Below are 19,995 nucleotides of genomic sequence, written 5' to 3' on the forward strand. Positions count from 1 at the left end.
GCGGGACAGATAGCATGCGCCTTCGCCTGCAACGAGACCACGGAACAGCGTTTTGATCGGTTCTACCGCGTGTTGCCGCAGCCGCAGGCGGCGCGCGCTCTGCTCAAGCTGCCGTGCAGCCGTGACGTGAATCCTGCAATCTCTCGCCTCACACGGCGGTCCCGGCCTGGTTGGCTGCGGCCATCGGTCCGCCGCCAGCCTCGGCCGTGGCAATTGTGGAAATTTGGGTGGATCGGTAAAAAGATGACGCTGGAGACCGCAGCTCGCGGCCGGCCGGGGCAGCAGACTTGCGGTGGGAATGACAGCGCTGACACCTTCAGTTGATGCCGTCGTGCGGCTGCGCCGCGAGCCGGGTTTCGCCGCGGCGATGCGGGCGTCGACCGAGGCTGCCGTCAGGCTCTACCGGGGCGATCGCATCCTCAATGCGCTGCTGAGCGACCGGGCGCGGGCGCTGTTTCCACATGTCGCGCTGTACCTGCACTTCGCCGAGCAGCGCGATGGCGAGCTCGGCCTCACCGTCGGCGCCATGAAGGAGATGTGCGTCAGGCTCGGCCTGTGCAGCCGCGGCCGCTGCGAGGCGATGCTGGCGCTGATGCGCGCGGCCGGGCTGGTCGCGTCCGCCTCCAATCTCGACCGACGCCGGCGTCCGCTGGTGCCGACCGACAAGCTCATCGCGCTGCATCGCGAGCGGTGGGGCGTGCAGTTCGACGCGATGAGCGCCGTGCTGCCGGCCGCCGTGGCCTATCGGGCGGCGCTGAACGATCCGGCCTTCGTGAAGACCTTCGTGCTCGAGCTCGGCCGCCGCTTCATCGCGGGTGTGCGGGTGCTCGATGGCGCGCCGGAGCTGGAGCCGTTTGCCGAGCGCACCGCCGGCATGGTGATCCTGTTCAGCCTGGCCCAAGGGGGCGAGCCGGACCAGCCGTTCCCGCCCGATGGTCCCGTGCCGCTCTCCATCAATGGACTGGCGACGCGTTTTTCGGTGTCACGCAAGCACGTGCTGACCTTGCTGCGGGATGCGGAGAAGAAGGGCCTGCTCGTGCGTGGCACCGACGCCATCACCATCCTGCCAAGGGGACGCGAGGCGATCGAGCGGATGCTCGCGACGATGTTCCTCTACATGGCCGAATGCGCCGAGGTGGCGCGGCAGGCGGCGGGCCGGGATGGGAGTGCGACGGATGCAGCGGCCAGCCTATCGGCATAGCAGCGCCCGTAGCCCGGGTGAGCGCAAGCGACACCCGGGGAAACTGTTCCCGCATGTCGCTGCGCTCATGCGGGCTACGAACCGGGACAGCTCACGCCGCCTCGCGCTGACGGCGCCGCACGTCGGGCGGCGTCGCCTCGTCGACCAGGGCGGCGATCGCCTCCGCGGTCGGCATCACGGTCTGGCCGTCGCGGCCGAGCCGGCGGACGGAGACCGAATGCGTCTCGGCCTCCTTCTTGCCCACGACGAGCAGCGCCGGGATCTTCTGCAGCGAGTGCTCGCGGACCTTGTAGTTGATCTTCTCGTTGCGCAGGTCGATCTCGGCCCGCAGACCCGCGCGCCGCAACGCCGCCAGCACCTGCTTGGCGTATTCGTCGCCTTCCGAGGTGATGGTGGTGACGACCACCTGCGTCGGCGCCAGCCACAGCGGGAAGCTGCCGGCATAGTGCTCGATCAAGATGCCGATGAAGCGCTCCATCGAGCCGCAGATGGCGCGGTGGACCATCACCGGCGCCTTCTTGGCGCCGTCGGCATCGATGTAGAACGCGCCGAACCGCTCCGGCAGGTTGAAGTCGACCTGCGTGGTGCCGCACTGCCAGTCGCGGCCGATGGCATCGCGCAGCACATACTCGAACTTCGGCCCGTAGAACGCGCCTTCGCCCGGATTGATCTCGGTGCGGATGTGGTTGCTCTGCGCCTTGATCTCGTTCAGCACGGTCGCCATCACGCGCTCGGCGTGATCCCACATCTCGTCGGTGCCGACGCGCTTGTCCGGCCGGGTCGAGAGCTTCACCGTCAATTCGCCCTCGAAGCCGAAGTCCGAGTAGGTCGACAGGATCAGGTCGTTGATCTTCAGGCACTCGTCCGCGAGCTGGTCCTCGGTGCAGAACACATGCGCATCGTCCTGGGTGAAGCCGCGCACGCGCATCAGGCCGTGCATGGCGCCGGAGGCCTCGTAGCGATGCACGACGCCGAACTCGGCGAGCCGCAGCGGCAGGTCGCGGTAGCTCTTCAGGCCGTGCTTGAAGATCTGCACGTGACCCGGGCAGTTCATCGGCTTGAGCGCGAACCAGCGCTTGTCCTCGGCCTCGTCGCCGGCGGACTGCGCTGCGAACATGTTCTCGCGATACCAGTTCCAGTGACCGGAGGTCTCCCACAGCGACTTGTCGAGGATCTGCGGCGCGTTGACCTCGTCATACTCGCCGGCGAGACGCCGGCGCATATAGGCGATCAGCGCCTGGAAGATGCTCCAGCCTTTGGGATGCCAGAACACGACGCCCGGACCTTCCTCCTGGAAATGAAACAGGTCGAGCTCGCGGCCGAGCTTGCGGTGGTCGCGCTTCTCGGCCTCCTCGATCTGCTTGAGGTAGGCGTCGAGCTGCTCCTGCTTGGCGAAGGCGGTGCCGTAGATGCGGGTCAGCATCGGGTTGTTGGAATCGCCGCGCCAATACGCGCCCGCCACCTTCATCAATTTGAAGGCGTTGCCGATCTTCCCCGTCGAGGTCATGTGCGGACCACGGCACAGGTCGAACCAGTCGCCCTGGTAGTAGATCTTGATCGGCTCGTTGCCCGGAATGGCGTCGACCAGCTCGACCTTGAACGCCTCGCCCTTGTCGCGGAACACCTGCTTGGTCTTCTCGCGGTCCCACACCTCCTTGGTGAAGGGTTTGTCGCGGCCGATGATCTCGCGCATCTTCTTCTCGATCGCGGCGAAGTCTTCGGGCGTGAACGGCTCGTTGCGGAAGAAGTCGTAATAGAAGCCGTTCTCGATCACCGGACCGATCGTGACCTGGGTGCCCGGCCACAGCGATTGCACGGCCTCGGCGAGCACGTGCGCGCAATCGTGCCGGATCAATTCCAGCGCGCGCGGGTCGTCGCGGTCGACGAGCTCGAGCTTGGCGTCCTCGGTGATGGGATCGTCGAGGTCGACGAGGTCGCCGTTCAGCGCCATCGCGACGGTGCGCTTGGCGAGCGAGGGCGAGATGCCTTTGGCAATGTCGAGACCGGTGGTGCCCCTGGGATATTCACGCCGGGCGCCGTCTGGGAAGCTGATGGTGATCTTCTCGACCGGGGTGGCGGGCTTCAGGTTGCTGAGGCTGTATTGGAAATTGGACTTTTGCTGGTCGGACTTGGAATCAGGCGATTTCGGATCGGACATGGGTCACTCCTTGAGCTCACTCCTGCGAACGAGCGCAGGTAAGCGGGAGCAAGGGGTATAGCAGGGGATTTTCAGGCTGCAACCGGGAGAGGGACGGGAAAACCGCCCAATTGCGGCCGGTGGGGCGATGCGGAGATTGCCGCCGCGGGCCGGTATGATACAACTTCAAGTGTTCGGGGCGTGGGGACGCGTTTGGCGATGGAGTCTGCAGGGGAGGCGCCGCTCTCCGTTTGTCGGCGCGGCGGCATTCATGTTGGGGCCGCACTGATCATGTGCGTGCTGTCGAGCCTGTCGTCGCTCGCGGCCGTTCCGGCGGCAACAAGGCCCGCGGACCAGTCCAGATCCATGATCCAGCCGAGGCCTCCTTCGCAGCAAAAGGCTTTGCAGCCGAAGCCGGCGGCGCAGCCTAGGCCCCCGGCCAGACCTGCAACGGAGTCCAGGCCGGCCGCGCGCCGCGCCCCGTCGCCGCGGATCGCAGATGGCTCGGCGCCGATTGCGTTCGCGCTCGTCAAGGGCTCCTCGGACGCCTGTGGACATGGCTGTGACAGCTGGATCGCCGCCGAAGGCAAGATCGACGGCGGCGCCGCCGCGCGCTTCCGCAAGTTCATGAAGCAGATCGGCGAGCGCAGATTGCCGATCTACTTCAATTCTCCAGGCGGCAATCTGCAGCAGGCGCTCGCCATCGGCGACATGCTGCGCGAGCGCAAGGCCGCCGTGCGGGTGGGACGTACCACCTTGCGCGAGTGCGGCTTCGAGCCTCAGGAGGGCGAAGCTTGTAGCAAGCTGAAGCTGTCCGGACGCGAGCTGCATGGCGAGGTCTGGACGCGGGGGGCGACGTGCAATTCGGCCTGTCCCTACCTGCTGCTCGGCGCGCCCACGCGTGACATCGCAGCGGATGCGACGCTCGCGGTGCATTCGCCGCGCGTCATCCTGAACTTCACCGGCGGCGTGCCGACCCGCGAGATGCGGGCGCAGGCGATGCAGCAGGCGATGGCGCGGGCCGACAAGATGGTGCTCGACTACATCACCAAGCTCGGCGCGGATCCCGGTCTGCTGACGGTGGCGCGGTCTGTCCCGTTCGAGAGCATGCGCATCCTGACGCGGGAGGAGATTGCGCGGTTTGCGCTCGACAGGCGGCAGCGGGTCGAAAGTCCCTGGATGTTCGAGACCGCCAGCCGTGGGATTGCCTACAAGACCATTCTCGCCCGCAAGGACGGTGAGAGCACGTTCCAGACGACGCGCTTGCAGATGGTCTGCTTCGATCAGGACCGCTTCGAGCTCGACGTCGAGCGCATCGCGCCGTCCGGCTCGCCGCCAGGTCCGCTGGCGATGGCGAGCGGAGATCTGCGGCTCAATTTCCTCTCGCCGCCCCGGCGGTCGGGCGATCGCGAGACCTGGGGCGTGTTCCTGAATGCAAGCCAGGTGAAAACGCTGGCCTTGATGCCGTCGGCCGAGCTGAGCGATGCCCTGTTGACTGTCGCGCGTCGCAATGTCTCGACATTTCCGGTGAGCAGCGAAGGCCTGCAATCTGCCCTGAAGATGCTGACCGAGAGCTGCCCGCCGTCCAAGGCCACCGTCCGTCCGACGGGGACGCCGGTTCCGTGGACGCAGATTCCCTCGCCGCAGGCCTCGGCGGCGCAGCCCGTCCCCGCGCCCTGACGAGAATGGCGGCCAGGACGAAGGAGGCAGGACGAGAGAAAGTCATGGACGGCATGAGACATTTTCATGCAAATGCATGAAATTCTCTGCTATTGAGGCGCGATGACATCCACATCCGCTCCCGGGCGCTTTGCGCCGACCGCGCTCATGCTCGGCAATCTCGTCACCGGCTGCTCGGTGCTCGCGCCCGCCGGCCTGCTGCCGGAGCTCGCCTCGGATCTTGCTGTCGGCGTTCAGACGGCGGGGCTCCTGATCACCTTCGGCGCGGTGGTGCTCTGCATCTGCTCGCCCTTGACCGCCTGGCTGACGAGCCGCTTCGACCGCCGCCGTCTGCTCGCAGCGACGCTCTTGGTGCTCACGCTCGGCAATCTCGGCTCGGCGTTTGCGCCCGATTATGCGAGCCTGCTCGCGCTGCGCCTCGTGATGCTCGCGGTCGGCGCTCTCTATACCCCGCAGGCCGCCGGAACGGCGGCGCTGATCAGCCCGGTCGAGAGACGCGGCAGCACCATCGCCTATGTCTTCCTGGGCTGGTCGCTGGCGGCCGCCGTGGGGCTGCCCATGATCACCTTCATCGGCAGTCATTCCGGTTGGCGAGCCGCCTATCTCGCGGTCGGTGCGGCCGGCGCGGTCAGCTTCGTGCTGCTGACGTGGCGCCTGCCATCCGGCCTGAAGGGCGCGCCGGTCGCGTTGAAGACCTGGACCGAACTCGGCCGCAACCGCCTGGTGGTCCTGCTGCTCCTGGTCACGACCCTGCAGATGTCGGGACAGTTCGTGATCTTCACCTTCATGGGACCGCTGCTGAAGCGCCTGACTGGCGCCGACTCCAACCAGATCGGCCTGGTGTTCGCGATCTACGGCGCCTGCGGCTTTCTCGGCGTCGTCATCGCAACCCGGATCGTCGATGGCTGGGGAGCCTACCGGACGTCGCTCTTGTTCACCTGCCTGATGTTCGCCGGCGTGTCGGCCTGGACGCTGGCGGCAGGCACCTACGGCCTCATGGCGGTGGCGGTCGCCATCTGGGGGTTGGGGTTTGCGTCCACCAATTCGATGCAGCAGGTTCGGCTGGTGGCAGCCGCGCCGCCGCTCGCCTCGGCTTCGGTGTCGCTCAACACCTCCGTGCTCTATATCGGCCAAGCCATCGGCTCCGCGATCGGCGGCAGCCTGTTCGCGCGCGACCTGCTCGGCGCCGCCGGCTACGTCGCACTGATGTTCCTGACCCTGGCATTGCTGGCAATCCTGGCCAGCCGCCAGCGCGCGCGGATCGCGGTTCCGGCCTGAGCAGCGGGTTGACGCTTGGCAAAGCCGGCCCGACCGGATTAAAGGCCGATGTCGTGGGGGCTGCTGGGGCGTGGATTCTGCCACGGCCGGCGAGTAGCATCGACGGACGTCCTCGCGTGCCCACGGGTCGGATGAGAGAGATATGGCATGAAGAAGATGATGTTGAGCCTGGCTGCAGTGCTGCTGTGCACCCCTGCGCTGGCCCAGAGCGCGCCGATGGTCGGTGACCGACCGCTGGTGCAGGTCAAGCCGAAGGGGACGAAGACCGCCGCCGCAGCGCCGGCCAAGCCGCAATCGGCGGCCGCCAAGCTCCAGGCCTGCCTGGAGATCGATGACGGAACCAAGGAGCGCCTGAACTGCTACGACGCCGTCATTCCGCCAGCCGCCAAGCCGAAGGCGATGAAGGCCAAGGCGGTCGGCGACTGCAAGTTCACCAAGGAAGAGGACGAGCGGCTCGCCTGCTTCAACGGCTTCGTCGAGAAGCTGCCGAAGTCCTGAGGCGTTGCGGCGGCCGCTCTCTCAGCGGCTCGACACGCGGTTCGACATGTCCTGGGCTCCGGCCGCAATCCGGATCGGCGGCTGGGCGGCCGCCATCTTGACCAGCACATCCTTGATCGGGTTGCGAGTCCAGGCCTGCGTGACGTAGTCGCGATGGGTGATGCCCTCGTCGGTCTCGACGAAGACGACGCTGCCCGGGCGCAGCGGCCGGTCCATGTCTTCGGAGACTTCGATGCCGCGATTGCGCAGCATCGCCATCAGTTCCTGATCATGCCGCGCGGTATAGCGCGTGTAGGAGCTGATGAAAAAGCCGGAGCGGCTGCGCTCGATCCAGTTGGCGAACTTGTCGAGCTGGCCGTAGACCGCATCGAGCAGCACGACGCCGCGCACGCGGTCGCTGATGCCGCCGACCTCGAGGCTCCATGCCGTGGGGAGGAAGCCGCCGCTGTAGCCGACGATTACGATGGGCATGCCGGCGAAAGTCTTCGCGCTTGCCGGATCGCCGGTCAGGCGGGCGAGGCTGGCCGCGGCCTCGTCCATGAAGCGCTTGAAGCCGCCGGGCTGCCAGAACTTGCCGGCGCTCGAATCGGCGGCGTCGACGGCCATCTGCGGCGCGAGCAGCACCGCGTTGACGCCGGCCGCGGTGATCTGCTGCGGCACCAACTGGCGGTCGCGCACGTCGCGCTCCAGCGTGGCGCCGTTTCCATGGAAGAACACGACGATCACGCCCGGCTTGCGCACATCGAATTGTTCGGGGACGTGCACCAGCACACGGCTGTCGTTGTAGGTCTGGTCCTGCCAGTAGACGCGGCCGGAGAAGCTGCGGTGGCCGCGGCGCTCACCGCTGCTGACGTTCAGGAACGGTGCGTCGGACGCCGGATTGTTGCCGAAATAGGGAAAGGCCGACGACTTCATGCTGATGAGGGTCGTCAGTTCCTCACGCTGCGGCCGTCCCGGCCGCTGCGGCTCCAGCGATGCGATCTGAGAGGGCGCCGGCTTCGGGGCGAAGTCGGAGGGCGTGTGAAGCCGAAAACTCTCCTGCGCGGACGGGAAACGGTCGCTGAATTCAGGTGCCGGAAAACGATCGTCGAAGGTCAGCCCCTGGGCCGTCGACGCGTTGGCGGCCAACGCCTCGGGATTGGGGGCCTTGCCGCAATGCGTGAACGAAAGGCAGATCGCCAGCGCCAAAGCCGCGCGCCACCAGAGGCACCAACCTCTGCGCACAGACCTCAAGACGTTATGGTCTTCCCCGATCATCCGTCCCCAAAGACGAGTTCGAGCCGCAACACGGCTCTTCAACCAGCGGATCTCGTTCAACCTGCGCCGCCGAAATTGAGGTCGCGTTAAGGATCGTGTCCGGCCAACCCCGGGCGCACCGGGACACACCACGCGAACGTGTCGCGATTGTGGGACGCCTGGCGGCCCAATGCAATGTCGCAGCCCAGCCTGTCCGAAATCGGTTCATAAATACCCTTGATGAAGGTCATATTTAACGCCCGTTAACGATGTTTGAATGCTTCGGCGGGAACCTGGGCTGAAGCAGAGGAAGGGGCGCCGGGCGTCCTTCGACGAGATGGCTGCATCCGAGGCGGACGATCCCGGCCGGGGCCGGACAGACGGCGACCGGGTTCCATCTGTGTCGCTTCCGGTCGCGACTGCTATCGTCATCGCCGACATGATCGGGGTCGGCGTCTTCACCAGCCTCGGCTTCCAAGTCCGGGACATCCCGTCGGGCTTCTCCATTCTGGTGCTGTGGGCGGTCGGGGGATTGGTGTCGATCTGCGGGGCACTGTCCTATGCCGAACTCGGCACGATGTTTCCGCGCTCGAGCGGCGAGTACAATTTTCTCACGCGGGCGTTCCACCCGGCGATCGGCTTCATGGCCGGGTGGGTCTCGGCGACGGTGGGCTTCGCGGCGCCGGTGGCGCTCGCGGCCATGGCGTTCGGAGAATATGGTCGTGCCGTCATCCCGGGCGCTCCGCCGCTGCTGCTCGCCACCGGCGCTGTCTGGCTCGTGACAGCAGTGCAACTCGGCGGCATCAGGCAGTCGAGCCGTTTCCAGCTGTTGTCGACCGTGCTGAAGCTCGGGCTCATCACCGCCTTCCTGATCGCCGGCTACACCATCGCCACCCCGCAACCGGTGACGTTCCTGCCAACCGTGACCGATGTCGGTCACGTGACGAGCGCGGCGTTCGCGACCGGACTGGTGTTCGTGATGTACGCGTTCTCCGGCTGGAACGCGGCGACCTACATCATCGGCGAGTTGCATGCGCCGGAGCGGACCTTGCCGCGCGCGCTGCTGTTGGGCACGGTGATCGTTCTGGTGCTCTACATCGCGCTCAACGCGGTTTTCCTGCGAGCCGCACCGATGGACGCGCTCGCGGGCCAACTCCAGGTCGCGAGCATCGCGGGCAGTCATATCTTCGGCGAGACCGGCGGGCGCTTCGTGGCCGCGATGATCTGCATCGGACTGGTTCCTTCCATTGCCGCGATGATGTGGATCGGCCCGCGCGTGCTGATGACAATGGGCGAGGACATTCCGGCGCTGTCGGTGTTCGCGCGGCGCTCGCGCAACGGGGCGCCGGCATATGCCGTCCTGTTCCAGCTCACGGTGGCCACCCTGATGCTGTTCACGGAGAGCTTCGAGGCGGTGCTGGATCTCGTCCAGTTCTCGCTCTTGTCCTGCTCGTTTCTCGCTGTGCTCGGACTGTTCAAGCTGCGCATCGCGCAGCCCGAACTCACGCGACCCTACCGCGCCTGGGGCTATCCGGTCACGCCGTTGATCTTCCTCAGCGTGACCTTCTTCATGATGTACTATCTCGTCGCGACGCGGCCGTTGCAGGCAGGGCTCGGCGCAGGCGCAATGGCGTCGGGATTGCTGATCTATTGGCTCGCTCACGCGCGATCGCGCCGTATCACCGCAACGCTCGCATCGGGTTCGGATTGAAATGCTGTTGGCCTCGAGAGTCTGGTTCGCCGTCGCATGTCTGATCCTTGCCATGAGCTTCGAGGCTCGAGCTCAGACCATCACGCCGGACGATACGGCGCGGGTGCTGGCGGGCATGGCGCCAGCGGCGGGCTCGCCGCTCGTGCCCTTCGTGCAGGATCCGGCATGGCGGCGGCACGCGGCGTTCTTCGACAACGCCTTCAATCAGCTCGAGCAGCGACAATTGTCGAAGATCAGGGCCTGGGCGGATGCCAATCTGGCCGCGCCGCGGCCGGCGATGTTCTATTTCTTCTCGGGGCCGGATTTTCTCTATGCCGATGCCTTTCATCCGAAGGCAACGACCTATGTCCTGGTGGCGCTCGAGCCGACCGGCCCGATCCCGGACCTGACCAGATTGCCCCGAGGCAGCATCGGCCCGGCGCTGTCCTATGTCGAACGCTCGTTGCAATCGATCCTGAGTTTCTCCTTCTTTATCACCAAGGACATGAAGGTCGACTTGCGCGAAGGCGAACTCGAAGGGACCTTGCCAATTCTCTACGTCTTCCTGGCGCGCACCGGCAAGACGATCCGCGAGGCCAGTCTGATCTGGTTGGACGAGAATGGCGGATTGCACGGAAACAACGAGCCGCCGACGCGCAATGCGACCAAGGGCGCGCGCATCCTGTTTGCCGGCGCCGACGGGGTCGCGAAGACGCTCTACTACTTCTCCGCTGATCTCTCCGATTCCGGCGTGAAGGCCAGCGGGTTGTTCAAGTTCTGCGAGCCGCTGGGGCCGGGCGACAGTCTCCTGAAGAGCGCGTCTTATCTGTTGCATGAGAACGGCTTCGCACGGGTCCGCAGCTGGCTGCTGAAGAACAGCGCCACCGTCATCCAGGACGATTCCGGCATCCCGCTCGCGAGCTATGAGGCGCTGGCCTGGCGTTTCCTGCCGTTCGGGCGCTATGCGGGGCCGATCGACAAATTCCCAGACATGTACCAGAGGAGCTATGCGAGGCTGTTCGAGCGTGCGCAGCCGCTGGAATTCGGGATCGGCTATCGTTGGCGCACGCGTGAATCGAATGTCCTGCTCGCGGTGAGATCGCCTCCGGCCGACGCGACGGTCTCGGCCGAAGCGAGCGCCCCTGCAGAAACGGATTACCAGCCACCGCCGCGCGCCCGGCGCGTGCCGCGGCCGCTGGAGCCGGTTCCTCTCTATCCGCCGCCGCGGCGCGACGATTTCATCTTCTGGCCGAGATGGTAGGGGGTGAATATCACCAGTGCACGCTCTGGCTGGGCACGATGTAGGACGTCGTCGGCGGGGGCAGGGCGGTGCTGTCGGCAAGATAGCGCCAGGCACCGACAATGACGATCAACAAAGCGATGATGCAGAGTAGATCCACCTGGCGTGCGTCGTGGTGGCCGGCCTGATCTGGACCGATGCTCTTGCGGGAACGGTTGCTTCTGGGGCTGATTGTCCAGCGCATCGTTGTTTTCCTCCCGAAGGAAGCATCACATCAATGCAGGTCGAGGCAGCGCGGTTCCTGATGGGAGCGCCGGCTCGTGACGTAAGGATAATCGTAGCCCGAGATTTCGCCAGGGCCATGTGCTGCAGATCAATTGACGAGCGCGACGTCTGTTGCGCTGCACATCAGCCCGGGCCGTTGACGCCGCGCCATCGCGCGTAGCGCCAAGGCAGATACCAGTGAGCGCCTGTGGGAGCCGTTGTTGGGACGTTGTCGATGCCCGAGGTGCCAAAGGGCTGGCAGCGCAGCAGACGGGCGAGCGTCATCCACCCGCCCGCCCAGAGTCCGAAGCGTTCGATGGCCTCATCGGCATAGACCGAGCAGGTCGGCAGGTGCCGACAATTGTAGCCGACCAGCGGCGACAATGTGTGGCGGTACAGCCAGATCAGCGCGTGAGCAGCGCGCCGCGGGAGTCGGGCCAGCAGCGACCCGATGTGCGCAGAATGGCAGCCGATGTCAGAGCATGAGTGCTTCATGAGCGCGATGCCAGATGGATGTGCGAACTTTTGACCGGTTCCTCGGCAGGGAACCCGGCTCGCGTTCATTTGTGGTGATGTGATGCAACAATGGCCGGTTTTCAGCGGCGCCGCAGCACGCCGCAGCTGGACGGTCGGTGATTGCCCGGATACGTTTCCCGACAAGGATGTGACAGACTAATAACGGATTTGAGGCCAGGTTGTCAGGTCTTTCCGCGAGAAAACCGAGGAACTGCGTACCGAGCTTGACGAGGGGGACGGATTGCGCGTGAGATTGCTGCGGTCGCGTGAATTGCGCTGGATGCTACTTGGTGTTGCAGCGCTTGGTGTGGTGGTCGGTAGCGCGATCACCATCATGTCAAACACGGCGCGCGCCGGCGGCGCGCTCGAAGAGCGCAAACTCCCGATGCGGTTCGGTTGGGTCGCCTGCGAGCCGAATTGCGGCTGGGTCAGTGCAGTCGGGATCGTCACCGGCGATACGCCGAAGGATTTCGAGGATTTCGCGAGGGATCGCGACCTGACGGGGGCCACCCTGGTGCTCGACTCCAGCGGCGGCTCGGTCAACGACGCCATCACCTTGGGCCGCCGGTTCCGTGGGCTGAAGATGCGCACCACCGTCGGCATGACCCAGCGTCCGAGCCGCGCGGGTGACCGGCCGCGCGTCATGCCCGAGGCCTATTGCGAGTCGATGTGCGTGTTCCTGCTGCTGGCTGGAACCACGCGTTATGTTCCGGACACGGCCCATGTCCGCGTTCACCAGATCTGGATGGGAGACCGCGCCGACGACGCCAAGGCGGCGAGCTATACGGCGCAGGACCTGATGATCGTCGAGCGCGACATCGGGCGTCTCGCCAAATACACCTTCGAGATGGGCGGAGCGGGCGATCTGCTGTCGCTGGCGCTGAACGTGCCGCCCTGGGAGGACCTGCATGAGCTGTCACGCGCCGAGCTGCGGCTCACCAACGTCGTGACCACGGATCTGGTTGCCGAGGTGCTGCCGCCGAAGGGGGCCGTGCCGGTCGCCGAGCTCGCACCGAAGCCGCAGGCCAAGGACAAGCAGCAGGACCGCTTCTCCGTGGCGCTGGACCGCGACAAGGGGCAACTGTCGCGTACCGCCGAGGCTCTGCCGCCAGCGACGGTCGCCACGACGCCGCAGCAATAGGCATCGACGTCGCCGGGGCGAGCCGGACCTCCGCGTCCAATCATGAGCTTGCCGACGACCGCTCCCGCATGCCGGTGCGCTCATGCGGGCTATGGATCTGTCAGTCTGCACGCACGGGTGGGAAGCGGTGCCGCCTCAGCCCTGAGCCGCGGTCGGCTGCTCGCCGTTGGTCTTGGCCTCGATCTGGCCGATGGCATCCACCACGGCGTCGAACGTCAGCATCGTGGAGGCGTGGCGGGCCTTGTAGTCTCGCACCGGCTCAAGCAGGGCAATGTCGGCCCATTTGCCCTCCGGCGGCGCACCGTTCTCCTTCAGCATCCTCCGGACCGTCTCCCGCAGCTCGCGCAGCTCCGCGGCGCTGGAACCGACGACGTGGCGGGCCATGATCGAGGAGGAGGCCTGGCCGAGGGCGCAGGCCTTCACGTCATGGGCGAAGTCGGTCACCACGGGCCCGTCCATCTTGAGGTCGACCTTGACGGTCGAGCCGCACAGCTTGGAATGGGCGGTGGCAGTGGCGTCCGGGTGGTCCAGCCGTCCGAGCCGCGGAATGTTGCCGGCGAGCTCGATGATGCGCTTGTTGTAGATGTCGTTCAGCATGTGCCTGACGTCCCGGAATTACCGGCGTGGCGGCCTTGGCGGCCGGGTTTCATCGCCCTATATTGCGAGTATATGGAAACGATTGGCAGGAATTCCAGCCACATCCACAGGCGTCCGGCGCGAGAGGCGCCAAGCCTGCGTGTGGCACCTCTGCAGGTGACGCCCTCAAGGTGATGCTGTGCCGGTGACACTCCGGTCGGACCGCCGACCGGTCGAACGGAGTTGAGATGGACACTTTGATCAAGACGTTGCGTGCGAACAAGCCCGAGGGCAAGCCGTTAGACGCCAAGCTGACTGACGCTCGCGCTGCAGAGCTCGATCCCGCCGAGTTTCTCGCTGCCGCCGTGCGGCCCGACCGTGCCAGGCCGTCGCGGGCCGAGGCCGAGGCCGCAGTCTATACGCTGTTGAATTACATCGGCGAGGATCCGACCCGCGAGGGGCTGGTCGATACGCCGCGCCGGGTCGTCGAGGCCTATGACGAGCTGTACCAGGGCTATCACCAGTGCCCGGCCGAGGTGCTCGACCGCACCTTCGGCGAGACCGCCGGCTACGACGACTTCGTGCTGATTCGCGACATCGAGTTCACGTCGCAATGCGAGCATCACATGATGCCCTTCTACGGTCGCGCGCATATCGCCTATACGCCGGTCGAGCGGGTGGTCGGCCTGTCCAAGCTGGCGCGCCTGACCGACATCTTCGCCCGCCGCCTGCAGACCCAGGAGCATCTCACCGCCCAGATCGCGGCCGCGATCGACGAGGTGCTGAAGCCGCGCGGCGTCGCCGTCATGATCGAGGCCGAGCACACCTGCATGTCGGTGCGGGGCGTCGCCAAGCACGGCGCCATCACCTTCACCAGCCGCTTCACCGGCATGTTCAGGGACAATCCGGCCGAGCAGTCGCGCTTCCTGTCCATGGTGCGGTCGCCGCAACGGTAAGCCTGCCAACCCGTTGAGCAGAGAGTTTCGTGTCTTCATCCTCAGTTGAGCGCGAGGAGGGCTTGGCCTTCCTGCCCAAGTTCGACGCGGCCGGCCTCGTCACCTGTGTGACGACCGATGCCGTGAGCGGCGACGTGCTGATGGTCGCCCACATGAACGAGGAGGCCCTGCGCAAGACGGTGGCGACCGGCGAAGCCTGGTATTTCAGCCGCTCGCGCAATGCGTTGTGGCGCAAGGGTGAGAGCTCGGGCCAGACCCAGCGCGTGGTCGAGATGCGCACCGATTGCGACCAGGACGCGGTCTGGCTGCGCGTCGAGCAGGCCGGCGCGGCGTGCCACACCGGCCGCCGTTCCTGCTTCTATCGCAAGGTCGAGCGATCGGATGACGGCAGTGGCGCGCGGCTCGTGTTCGTCGATGCCGACAGGCTGTTCGATCCCGCCGAGGTCTATCGCAAGTAGGCCAGCGACCTGCGTCCTGACGTGCCCGGTCGTTCATTGGCCCGGTCGGGCCCTGCGAATTAACCCGCCATTAACCATATCCGCCGCATTTTGCCGGACGTTTCCGGCGCGTTCGTCTGCCAGCGAATCTGCAAACAGCGGGTCTTCCCATGTCGGTCGACGCATCCAACTCCTCGTCCACCGGTTTCCTCGATGGCGTCCGGGCGAAGGTCGCCGGCGCAATCAAGCAGGCCGCGGACAGCGTCGGCACCAGCTTCGAATATCTGTTGTCGACCGCCAAGATGGAGTCGGACTTCAATCCGACCGCCGGCGCCTCGACGTCATCAGCGCGCGGGCTCTACCAGTTCATCGACCAGACTTGGCTCGGCACCGTGAAGGAAGCCGGCGCCGATCTCGGCTATGGCCAATATGCCGACGCGATCACCCGGACATCGTCCGGCGACTACACGGTCAGCGATCCCGGAATGCGGCAGGCGATCATGAAGCTGCGCGACGACCCGCAGGCGTCGTCCGCGATGGCCGCTGCGCTCACGCAATCGAACAGCTTCCAGCTCGCCGGCAAGATCGGCCGTCGGCCGACCGATGCCGAGCTCTACATGGCGCACTTCATGGGTGTCGGCGGCGCCGCGAAGCTGATCACCAGCACCCAGGAGACGCCGAATGCGTCGGCCGCGCGGATGTTTCCCAGCGCCGCCGCGGCCAACCGGCCGATCTTCTACGATCGCGACGGACAAGCCCGCAGCGTGTCCCAGGTCTATGCGGTGCTGAACACGCGCTATGCCGGCGCCGCCAACTCCTCGGCGACGCGCGGGGCGCTCGCCCTTTATGGAGGGGCATCGGCGAACGTCGCGGCCAATGCGGCCGGCGGTGGTGCGCTGCCGACGACGGACACCGCCACCTTCCTGTCGATGTTTCCGGATGCGCGCGGCTCGTCGCAAGCCGCATCTTCGACGACGGCCGACGCATCGGCCGCCAACCGGCCGGCGGACCCGATGTTTCGCTCGCTATTCCAGGTTGACGGCCAGTCGAGCCAGGCGGTCTCGCCGACAGTGCGCGAATTGTGGGGCCGCTCATCGGTCGCTAGCGCGGCCTCGTCGGAGGGCGGCGGTAACGATGGCGGCGGCAATGGCCAGCGCAGACTCGACCTGTTCAGCGATCCCCACGGCACCTTTTCGGGCTGATGTGCCGGCTAAGGCGGTCCGCACTCGTCGCTGAACCATTGATCAAAAAGAACTATTTTCGACCTTCCGCCACGGCTTGCACTGCCGGCGGCGGCCGCATTTCGCCCGTTGGATTACGGCCAAATGAGACATTCAGAGGTAGCATAATATAGTTTTAATTTCCCTCCTTAACAAAACATCAACAAAACCAGCTACTTATGGTGAACGCTTTGTTAAGCGTCGTGGTTTATTTTCGGTGCTGTTGAGGCCCTCGTGGCCTTTGTCTGCAAGTTGCGTAAGCCGGAAAGACCATGATCGTTCGGCAGTTTCTCAGTTGGGTCAGAACCGCACCCGCCGGTGAGCGGGCAGAGGCCACCAGGGCGCTCGCGCGGGCGTGGTTGTTGTCGGATCTCTGCGATGAGGATCGCGGCGCCGCGGAGGGCGCGCTCCTCATGCTGCTGGACGATCCGTCGCCGTTGGTGCGTCAGGCGATGGCGGAGGTGTTCGCCCGCTCGGAGGAGGCGCCGGCCGCCATCGTCCAGGAGCTCGCCACGGACCAGGCTTCTGTCGCCGCCATCATCCTCGAACATTCGCCGCTGCTGATCGATGCCGACCTCGTCGACATCGTCGCGACCGGCAACTCCGACACACAATGCGCGATCGCGCGCCGCGTCGGCCTGCCGGCGCCGGTCTGCGCCGCGATCGCCGAAGTCGGAAGCGCCGCCGCCGCACTCGAGCTGATCGAGAACGCCTATGCCGAGCTAGCGCCGTTCTCCTGGGACCGCATCGTCGAGCGCCACGGCCATCTCGCCGCCATCCGCGAAGCGATGCTGGTCCTGGACGACCTGCCGGCCGCGACGCGGGCGGCGCTGGTCGACAAGCTCTCCGAGACACTGGCGCAGTTCGTCGTCGCCAGGAATTGGCTCAGTGCCGACAAAGCAGGGCGCATCACCAATGAGGCGCGCGACCGCTCGACCATTACCATCGCGGCGCGGTCGCGCGGCGAGGAGCTGCGCGGGCTGGTCCAGCATCTGCGTGCAACCTCGCAACTCACCGCGGGCCTGATCCTGCGCGCACTTCTCTCCGGCAACGTCGAATTGTTCGAGATCGCGCTGTCGGAGCTCGCCGACATGCCGCGGGCCCGGGTGTCGGCGCTGCTCAACGATCGCGGCCGCGCCAGCCTGCAGGGGCTGCTGCGCAAGGCGGGCATTCCCGACACCACCTTCGAGGCCTTCAGCATCGCGCTCGAAGTCTGCCGCGAGAACGGATTTGCCGACACCTTGAGCGGAGCAGCGATCCTGCGCCGCAAGATGGTGGAGCGCGTGCTCACCCATTGCGCCACCGACCGTGATGCCGCCGAGCCGTTGCTGATCCTGCTGCGCCGCTTCGCCACCGAATCCGCCCGCGACGAGGCCCGCGAGTTCTGCGACGAGGTGATGGCGGAGGATTTCGTGGCCGGGCTGGAGTTCGGACTGATCGCGGCGTGAGCCGCGTCCGCTGCCGTAGGGTGGGCAAAGGCGCGTCGCAGATATCGCCACGTTCGAGCGCGCGGTGGCGCCGTGCCCACCGACTTGCCGAGAGATTGCTGATCCATGGTGGGCACGCTGCCGCCGCTTTGCGGCGGCGGCTTTGCCCACCCTACGTGATCGCCATCCGATTACGGCTGATCGCTCGGCACCAGGCTCGGCGCCAGGATCGCTTCGAGATGCTCCGGCCGGTTGCGGTTGACCTGGAGCAGGTAGTCGTCGGCGACGCGGCGCAGCCGGCGGCTCAATTCGGCAGCGACGGTCGGGCTGTGGTACTTCGTATGGTCATGCACGATCGCCTGGATGGCGTTGACGTGATGCTCGAACAACTCGACGGGGACCTTTTCGAGATCCGGCGCGTGCTCGATGATCCGGCACAGGCTGTCGGCGACCTCGGCGGCCGCGGGATAGCCGAAGGTCGCGGCATCGCCCTTGATGTCGTGGGCGGCGCGGAACATCTCCTCGCAGGCGTCGTCGTCGAAGCCATTGTTCAGAACGGCACCGTAAGCCTTTGTCAGGCGATCGGCCTCGGTGTCCATCCACGACTTGAACTCGCCGGATAGCCCGGCAAGCGCGGCTTCCGCGCGCGCGATAGGATCGTCGAGATCCTTCTCCTCGGCGCGGCGCAGCACCTTCTTCAGCGGATTGGGCTGGGTGATGACGTGATGCGAGGTGTAGGTCTTGACCTGGATCGCCGAGGCCTTGTCTTTCGCCATCTCGATATCCCCTGATGATGCCGACCAACGCAAATCGACTCATTGCCCCGATTCATAGCCGAGGAATTGGGCGCTCTGGGCGTCGATCCCCGGATTGCGTTAACGCGGGCTCACTGCCGCGCTCCTAAACCGCGGAGCGCGCCTTATCCAGAAGTGACGGTTGCTGGAAGATCTCGGCCTCGCCGCCGATCCGACGCTCTGGCCCGATATAAGCGGTGTTGGTGTTGCGGCGCCGGTCCGGACCGAAGTAGGTCTTGGTCTTGATGAACGGACGCGGATTGGCAACCACGTTGAGGATGCGCTGATACAGTCCCTTCGCCGAGATCGGCTTGGCGAGGAATTCCGTCACTCCGGCATCGCGCGCGACGGTGACGCGGCGCTTCTCCGAATGTCCCGTCAGCATGATGATCGGCGCGTAGGGGTTGCCCTTGGCTTCGGGCTGCCGGATCATCTGCGCAAGCTCGAGCCCGTCGAAGATCGGCATCGCCCAGTCGGTGATGACGATGTCGGGGGAGAAATGAGTATACATCTCGAGTGCGGTCGCGCCGTCCTCGGCCTCGTTGACCTCGCGGGCGCCGAACGAATGCAGCAGCGTGCGCAGGATGCGGCGCATGTGCGGATTGTCGTCACAGACGAGAAAGCGCAGCTTGTTGAAGTCGATGCGGTACATTTGGCCGGCCTGAAAGGATCACCGGTGATGGCGGTATACCCGCATTAACCATACGGAGCCGCGGGTTAACAAAGCGTTGCCCGGGGCGGCGAAGGAGGAAAAAGGCGCGGAAAAGCGCCCGATGTTAGTAGCCGAACTGCTCGCTCAGGATCCGCTCTTCCAGGCTGTGGCCGGCGTCGAACAGCATCCGCATCGAGATCGTCTTGTCCGAGAGCACCTCGACTCGCTGGACGTTGCGGACCTCGTCATGATCCGCCACCGCCGCGACTGGGCGCTTGTCGCCTTCGAGCACCTCGATGATCACATAGGCCGTGTTCGGAAGCAGGGCGCCGCGCCAGCGCCGCGGCCGGAAGGCGCTGATCGGCGTCAGCGCCAGCAGCGCGGCGTTGATCGGCAGGATCGGGCCCTGCACCGAGAGATTATAGGCCGTGGAGCCGGCGGGCGTCGCCACCAGCACGCCGTCGGCGATCAGCTCCGGCATGCGCTCGCGCTCATCGATCAGGATGCGCAGCCGCGCGGTCTGCGCCGTCTGGCGAAACAGGTAGACCTCGTTGATGGCGTGGTGGATGTGAACGACGCCCGCGGCATCGGTCGCCCGCATCAGCAGCGGATGGATCACCGATTCCTGCGCCGCTTCGAGCCGTCCGTGCAGATCGATCGTGCTGAACTCGTTCATCAGGAAGCCGACGGTGCCGCGATGCATGCCGTAGATCGGCTTTCCCGAGCGCATGTGGTCGTGCAGCGTCTGCAGCATCAGGCCATCGCCGCCGAGCGCGACCACGACGTCCGCCAGGTCCGGATCGGAGTTGCCGTACAGCGCGGAGAGCTGCGTCAGTGCGGCCTGGGCTTCGGCACTCGGACTCGCGACGAAGGCGATCCGCTCATATCGCTTGGACGTGGTCATGCGTCGCAGGGCTCGCTGGTCGGTTGGCCGGTGACAGGCGCCGTGTCGTCTAGCCGACCTTGCCCGTGCTTGTCCATCGCGGCCGGTATCCCGGGGCAATGGGGCCGGGATGAGGCTGATATGGCCCGGAAGTGCGCGCACGCGCGGC

General features: G+C 65.9%; 19 protein-coding genes. 11 read left to right on the plus strand and 8 right to left on the minus strand.

The genetic code is table 11. From position 1 onward, the window contains the following. The first annotated feature begins 298 nt into the window (after positions 1-298). A complete protein-coding gene (locus tag QX070_RS13400; protein WP_409999168.1) occupies positions 299-1,201 on the plus strand; it encodes a hypothetical protein in 903 nt (300 codons plus the stop codon). 91 nt (positions 1,202-1,292) lie between these two features. Here QX070_RS13400 and thrS read toward each other — a convergent pair whose 3' ends face one another. After that, positions 1,293-3,359 (minus strand): threonine--tRNA ligase, encoded by a 2,067-nt coding sequence (gene thrS, locus QX070_RS13405; protein ID WP_315737510.1) that lies wholly within the window; start codon positions 3,357-3,359, stop codon positions 1,293-1,295. A 381-nt stretch (positions 3,360-3,740) separates the two neighbouring features. Here thrS and QX070_RS13410 point away from each other — a divergent pair, with 381 nt between their 5' ends. The 3 genes from QX070_RS13410 (at position 3,741) to QX070_RS13420 (ending at position 6,794) form a co-directional block, all read left to right on the plus strand. Beyond that, positions 3,741-5,018, plus strand: a complete 1,278-nt coding sequence (locus tag QX070_RS13410; protein WP_315737511.1) for a hypothetical protein — start codon at positions 3,741-3,743, stop codon at positions 5,016-5,018. Positions 5,019-5,120: 102 nt separating this feature from the next. After that, a complete protein-coding gene (locus QX070_RS13415) occupies positions 5,121-6,296 on the plus strand; it encodes an MFS transporter (protein ID WP_315737512.1) in 1,176 nt (391 codons plus the stop codon). Positions 6,297-6,443: 147 nt separating this feature from the next. After that, on the plus strand, positions 6,444-6,794 hold the full coding sequence (locus QX070_RS13420; RefSeq protein WP_315737513.1) for a hypothetical protein: 351 nt from the start codon (positions 6,444-6,446) through the stop codon (positions 6,792-6,794). A 21-nt stretch (positions 6,795-6,815) separates the two neighbouring features. Here the strand turns inward: QX070_RS13420 and QX070_RS13425 are convergent, their stop codons facing one another. Next, positions 6,816-8,051: an alpha/beta hydrolase gene (locus QX070_RS13425; protein ID WP_409998840.1), complete on the minus strand. Its 1,236-nt coding sequence runs from the start codon at positions 8,049-8,051 to the stop codon at positions 6,816-6,818. 316 nt (positions 8,052-8,367) lie between these two features. On the opposite strand from QX070_RS13425, the gene QX070_RS13430 reads away from it, so the two are divergent. Further along, positions 8,368-9,741, plus strand: a complete 1,374-nt coding sequence (locus tag QX070_RS13430) for an APC family permease (protein WP_315737728.1) — start codon at positions 8,368-8,370, stop codon at positions 9,739-9,741. Position 9,742: 1 nt separating this feature from the next. Next, positions 9,743-10,981, plus strand: a complete 1,239-nt coding sequence (locus QX070_RS13435; RefSeq protein ID WP_409998841.1) for a hypothetical protein — start codon at positions 9,743-9,745, stop codon at positions 10,979-10,981. 10 nt (positions 10,982-10,991) lie between these two features. On the opposite strand, the gene QX070_RS13440 is transcribed toward QX070_RS13435, so the two are convergent. Together QX070_RS13440 and yidD are read right to left on the minus strand one after the other, a co-directional pair. Next, positions 10,992-11,204, minus strand: coding sequence for a hypothetical protein (locus QX070_RS13440; protein ID WP_315737515.1), 213 nt, complete (start codon positions 11,202-11,204; stop codon positions 10,992-10,994). Between the two features lie 164 nt (positions 11,205-11,368). Beyond that, positions 11,369-11,719 (minus strand): membrane protein insertion efficiency factor YidD, encoded by a 351-nt coding sequence (gene yidD, locus QX070_RS13445; RefSeq protein WP_315737516.1) that lies wholly within the window; start codon positions 11,717-11,719, stop codon positions 11,369-11,371. Positions 11,720-11,981: 262 nt separating this feature from the next. Here yidD and QX070_RS13450 point away from each other — a divergent pair, with 262 nt between their 5' ends. Further along, positions 11,982-12,881: a hypothetical protein gene (locus QX070_RS13450; protein WP_315737517.1), complete on the plus strand. Its 900-nt coding sequence runs from the start codon at positions 11,982-11,984 to the stop codon at positions 12,879-12,881. Positions 12,882-13,016: 135 nt separating this feature from the next. On the opposite strand, the gene QX070_RS13455 is transcribed toward QX070_RS13450, so the two are convergent. Further along, a complete protein-coding gene (locus QX070_RS13455; RefSeq protein ID WP_315737518.1) occupies positions 13,017-13,478 on the minus strand; it encodes an iron-sulfur cluster assembly scaffold protein in 462 nt (153 codons plus the stop codon). A gap of 227 nt (positions 13,479-13,705) precedes the next feature. On the opposite strand from QX070_RS13455, the gene folE reads away from it, so the two are divergent. The 4 genes from folE (at position 13,706) to QX070_RS13475 (ending at position 17,518) form a co-directional block, all read left to right on the plus strand. After that, entirely contained in the window at positions 13,706-14,413 is a 708-nt protein-coding gene (folE, locus tag QX070_RS13460) for a GTP cyclohydrolase I FolE (protein WP_315737519.1), read from the plus strand. A gap of 29 nt (positions 14,414-14,442) precedes the next feature. Continuing rightward, positions 14,443-14,871: a phosphoribosyl-AMP cyclohydrolase gene (hisI, locus tag QX070_RS13465; protein ID WP_315737520.1), complete on the plus strand. Its 429-nt coding sequence runs from the start codon at positions 14,443-14,445 to the stop codon at positions 14,869-14,871. 149 nt (positions 14,872-15,020) lie between these two features. Further along, complete coding sequence (locus QX070_RS13470) at positions 15,021-16,052, plus strand: lytic transglycosylase domain-containing protein (RefSeq protein ID WP_315737521.1); 1,032 nt, start codon at positions 15,021-15,023, stop codon at positions 16,050-16,052. A 290-nt stretch (positions 16,053-16,342) separates the two neighbouring features. Then, positions 16,343-17,518 carry a DUF2336 domain-containing protein gene (locus QX070_RS13475; RefSeq protein WP_315737522.1) on the plus strand — a complete coding sequence of 392 codons (1,176 nt, stop codon included), beginning with the start codon at positions 16,343-16,345 and terminating at the stop codon, positions 17,516-17,518. A 170-nt stretch (positions 17,519-17,688) separates the two neighbouring features. Here QX070_RS13475 and QX070_RS13480 read toward each other — a convergent pair whose 3' ends face one another. From QX070_RS13480 to QX070_RS13490, 3 genes are all read right to left on the minus strand, one after another. After that, entirely contained in the window at positions 17,689-18,273 is a 585-nt protein-coding gene (locus QX070_RS13480) for an Hpt domain-containing protein (protein ID WP_315737523.1), read from the minus strand. A gap of 124 nt (positions 18,274-18,397) precedes the next feature. Further along, positions 18,398-18,943, minus strand: coding sequence for a response regulator (locus tag QX070_RS13485; RefSeq protein ID WP_172107934.1), 546 nt, complete (start codon positions 18,941-18,943; stop codon positions 18,398-18,400). A 124-nt stretch (positions 18,944-19,067) separates the two neighbouring features. Next, entirely contained in the window at positions 19,068-19,847 is a 780-nt protein-coding gene (locus tag QX070_RS13490) for an NAD kinase (protein WP_315714654.1), read from the minus strand. Between the last annotated feature and the right edge of the window lie 148 nt (positions 19,848-19,995).

The sequence above is a fragment of the Bradyrhizobium sp. SZCCHNR1093 genome (assembly GCF_032381175.1).
GTDB lineage: Bacteria > Pseudomonadota > Alphaproteobacteria > Rhizobiales > Xanthobacteraceae > Bradyrhizobium.

Excerpts from the sequence above, each read along its gene's own strand:
- QX070_RS13490 (WP_315714654.1), bottom strand. The coding sequence starts at position 19,847 with ATGACCACGTCCAAGCGATATGAGCGGATCGCCTTCGTCGCGAGTCCG.
- QX070_RS13470 (WP_315737521.1), top strand. The coding sequence starts at position 15,021 with ATGTCGGTCGACGCATCCAACTCCTCGTCCACCGGTTTCCTCGATGGC.
- QX070_RS13425 (WP_409998840.1), bottom strand. The coding sequence starts at position 8,051 with ATGATCGGGGAAGACCATAACGTCTTGAGGTCTGTGCGCAGAGGTTGG.
- QX070_RS13475 (WP_315737522.1), top strand. The coding sequence starts at position 16,343 with ATGATCGTTCGGCAGTTTCTCAGTTGGGTCAGAACCGCACCCGCCGGT.
- QX070_RS13435 (WP_409998841.1), top strand. The coding sequence starts at position 9,743 with ATGCTGTTGGCCTCGAGAGTCTGGTTCGCCGTCGCATGTCTGATCCTT.
- QX070_RS13420 (WP_315737513.1), top strand. The coding sequence starts at position 6,444 with ATGAAGAAGATGATGTTGAGCCTGGCTGCAGTGCTGCTGTGCACCCCT.
- QX070_RS13415 (WP_315737512.1), top strand. The coding sequence starts at position 5,121 with ATGACATCCACATCCGCTCCCGGGCGCTTTGCGCCGACCGCGCTCATG.
- folE (WP_315737519.1), top strand. The coding sequence starts at position 13,706 with ATGGACACTTTGATCAAGACGTTGCGTGCGAACAAGCCCGAGGGCAAG.
- QX070_RS13485 (WP_172107934.1), bottom strand. The coding sequence starts at position 18,943 with ATGTACCGCATCGACTTCAACAAGCTGCGCTTTCTCGTCTGTGACGAC.
- thrS (WP_315737510.1), bottom strand. The coding sequence starts at position 3,359 with ATGTCCGATCCGAAATCGCCTGATTCCAAGTCCGACCAGCAAAAGTCC.
- QX070_RS13480 (WP_315737523.1), bottom strand. The coding sequence starts at position 18,273 with ATGGCGAAAGACAAGGCCTCGGCGATCCAGGTCAAGACCTACACCTCG.
- QX070_RS13400 (WP_409999168.1), top strand. The coding sequence starts at position 299 with ATGACAGCGCTGACACCTTCAGTTGATGCCGTCGTGCGGCTGCGCCGC.
- QX070_RS13455 (WP_315737518.1), bottom strand. The coding sequence starts at position 13,478 with ATGCTGAACGACATCTACAACAAGCGCATCATCGAGCTCGCCGGCAAC.
- QX070_RS13440 (WP_315737515.1), bottom strand. The coding sequence starts at position 11,204 with ATGCGCTGGACAATCAGCCCCAGAAGCAACCGTTCCCGCAAGAGCATC.
- yidD (WP_315737516.1), bottom strand. The coding sequence starts at position 11,719 with ATGAAGCACTCATGCTCTGACATCGGCTGCCATTCTGCGCACATCGGG.
- QX070_RS13430 (WP_315737728.1), top strand. The coding sequence starts at position 8,368 with ATGGCTGCATCCGAGGCGGACGATCCCGGCCGGGGCCGGACAGACGGC.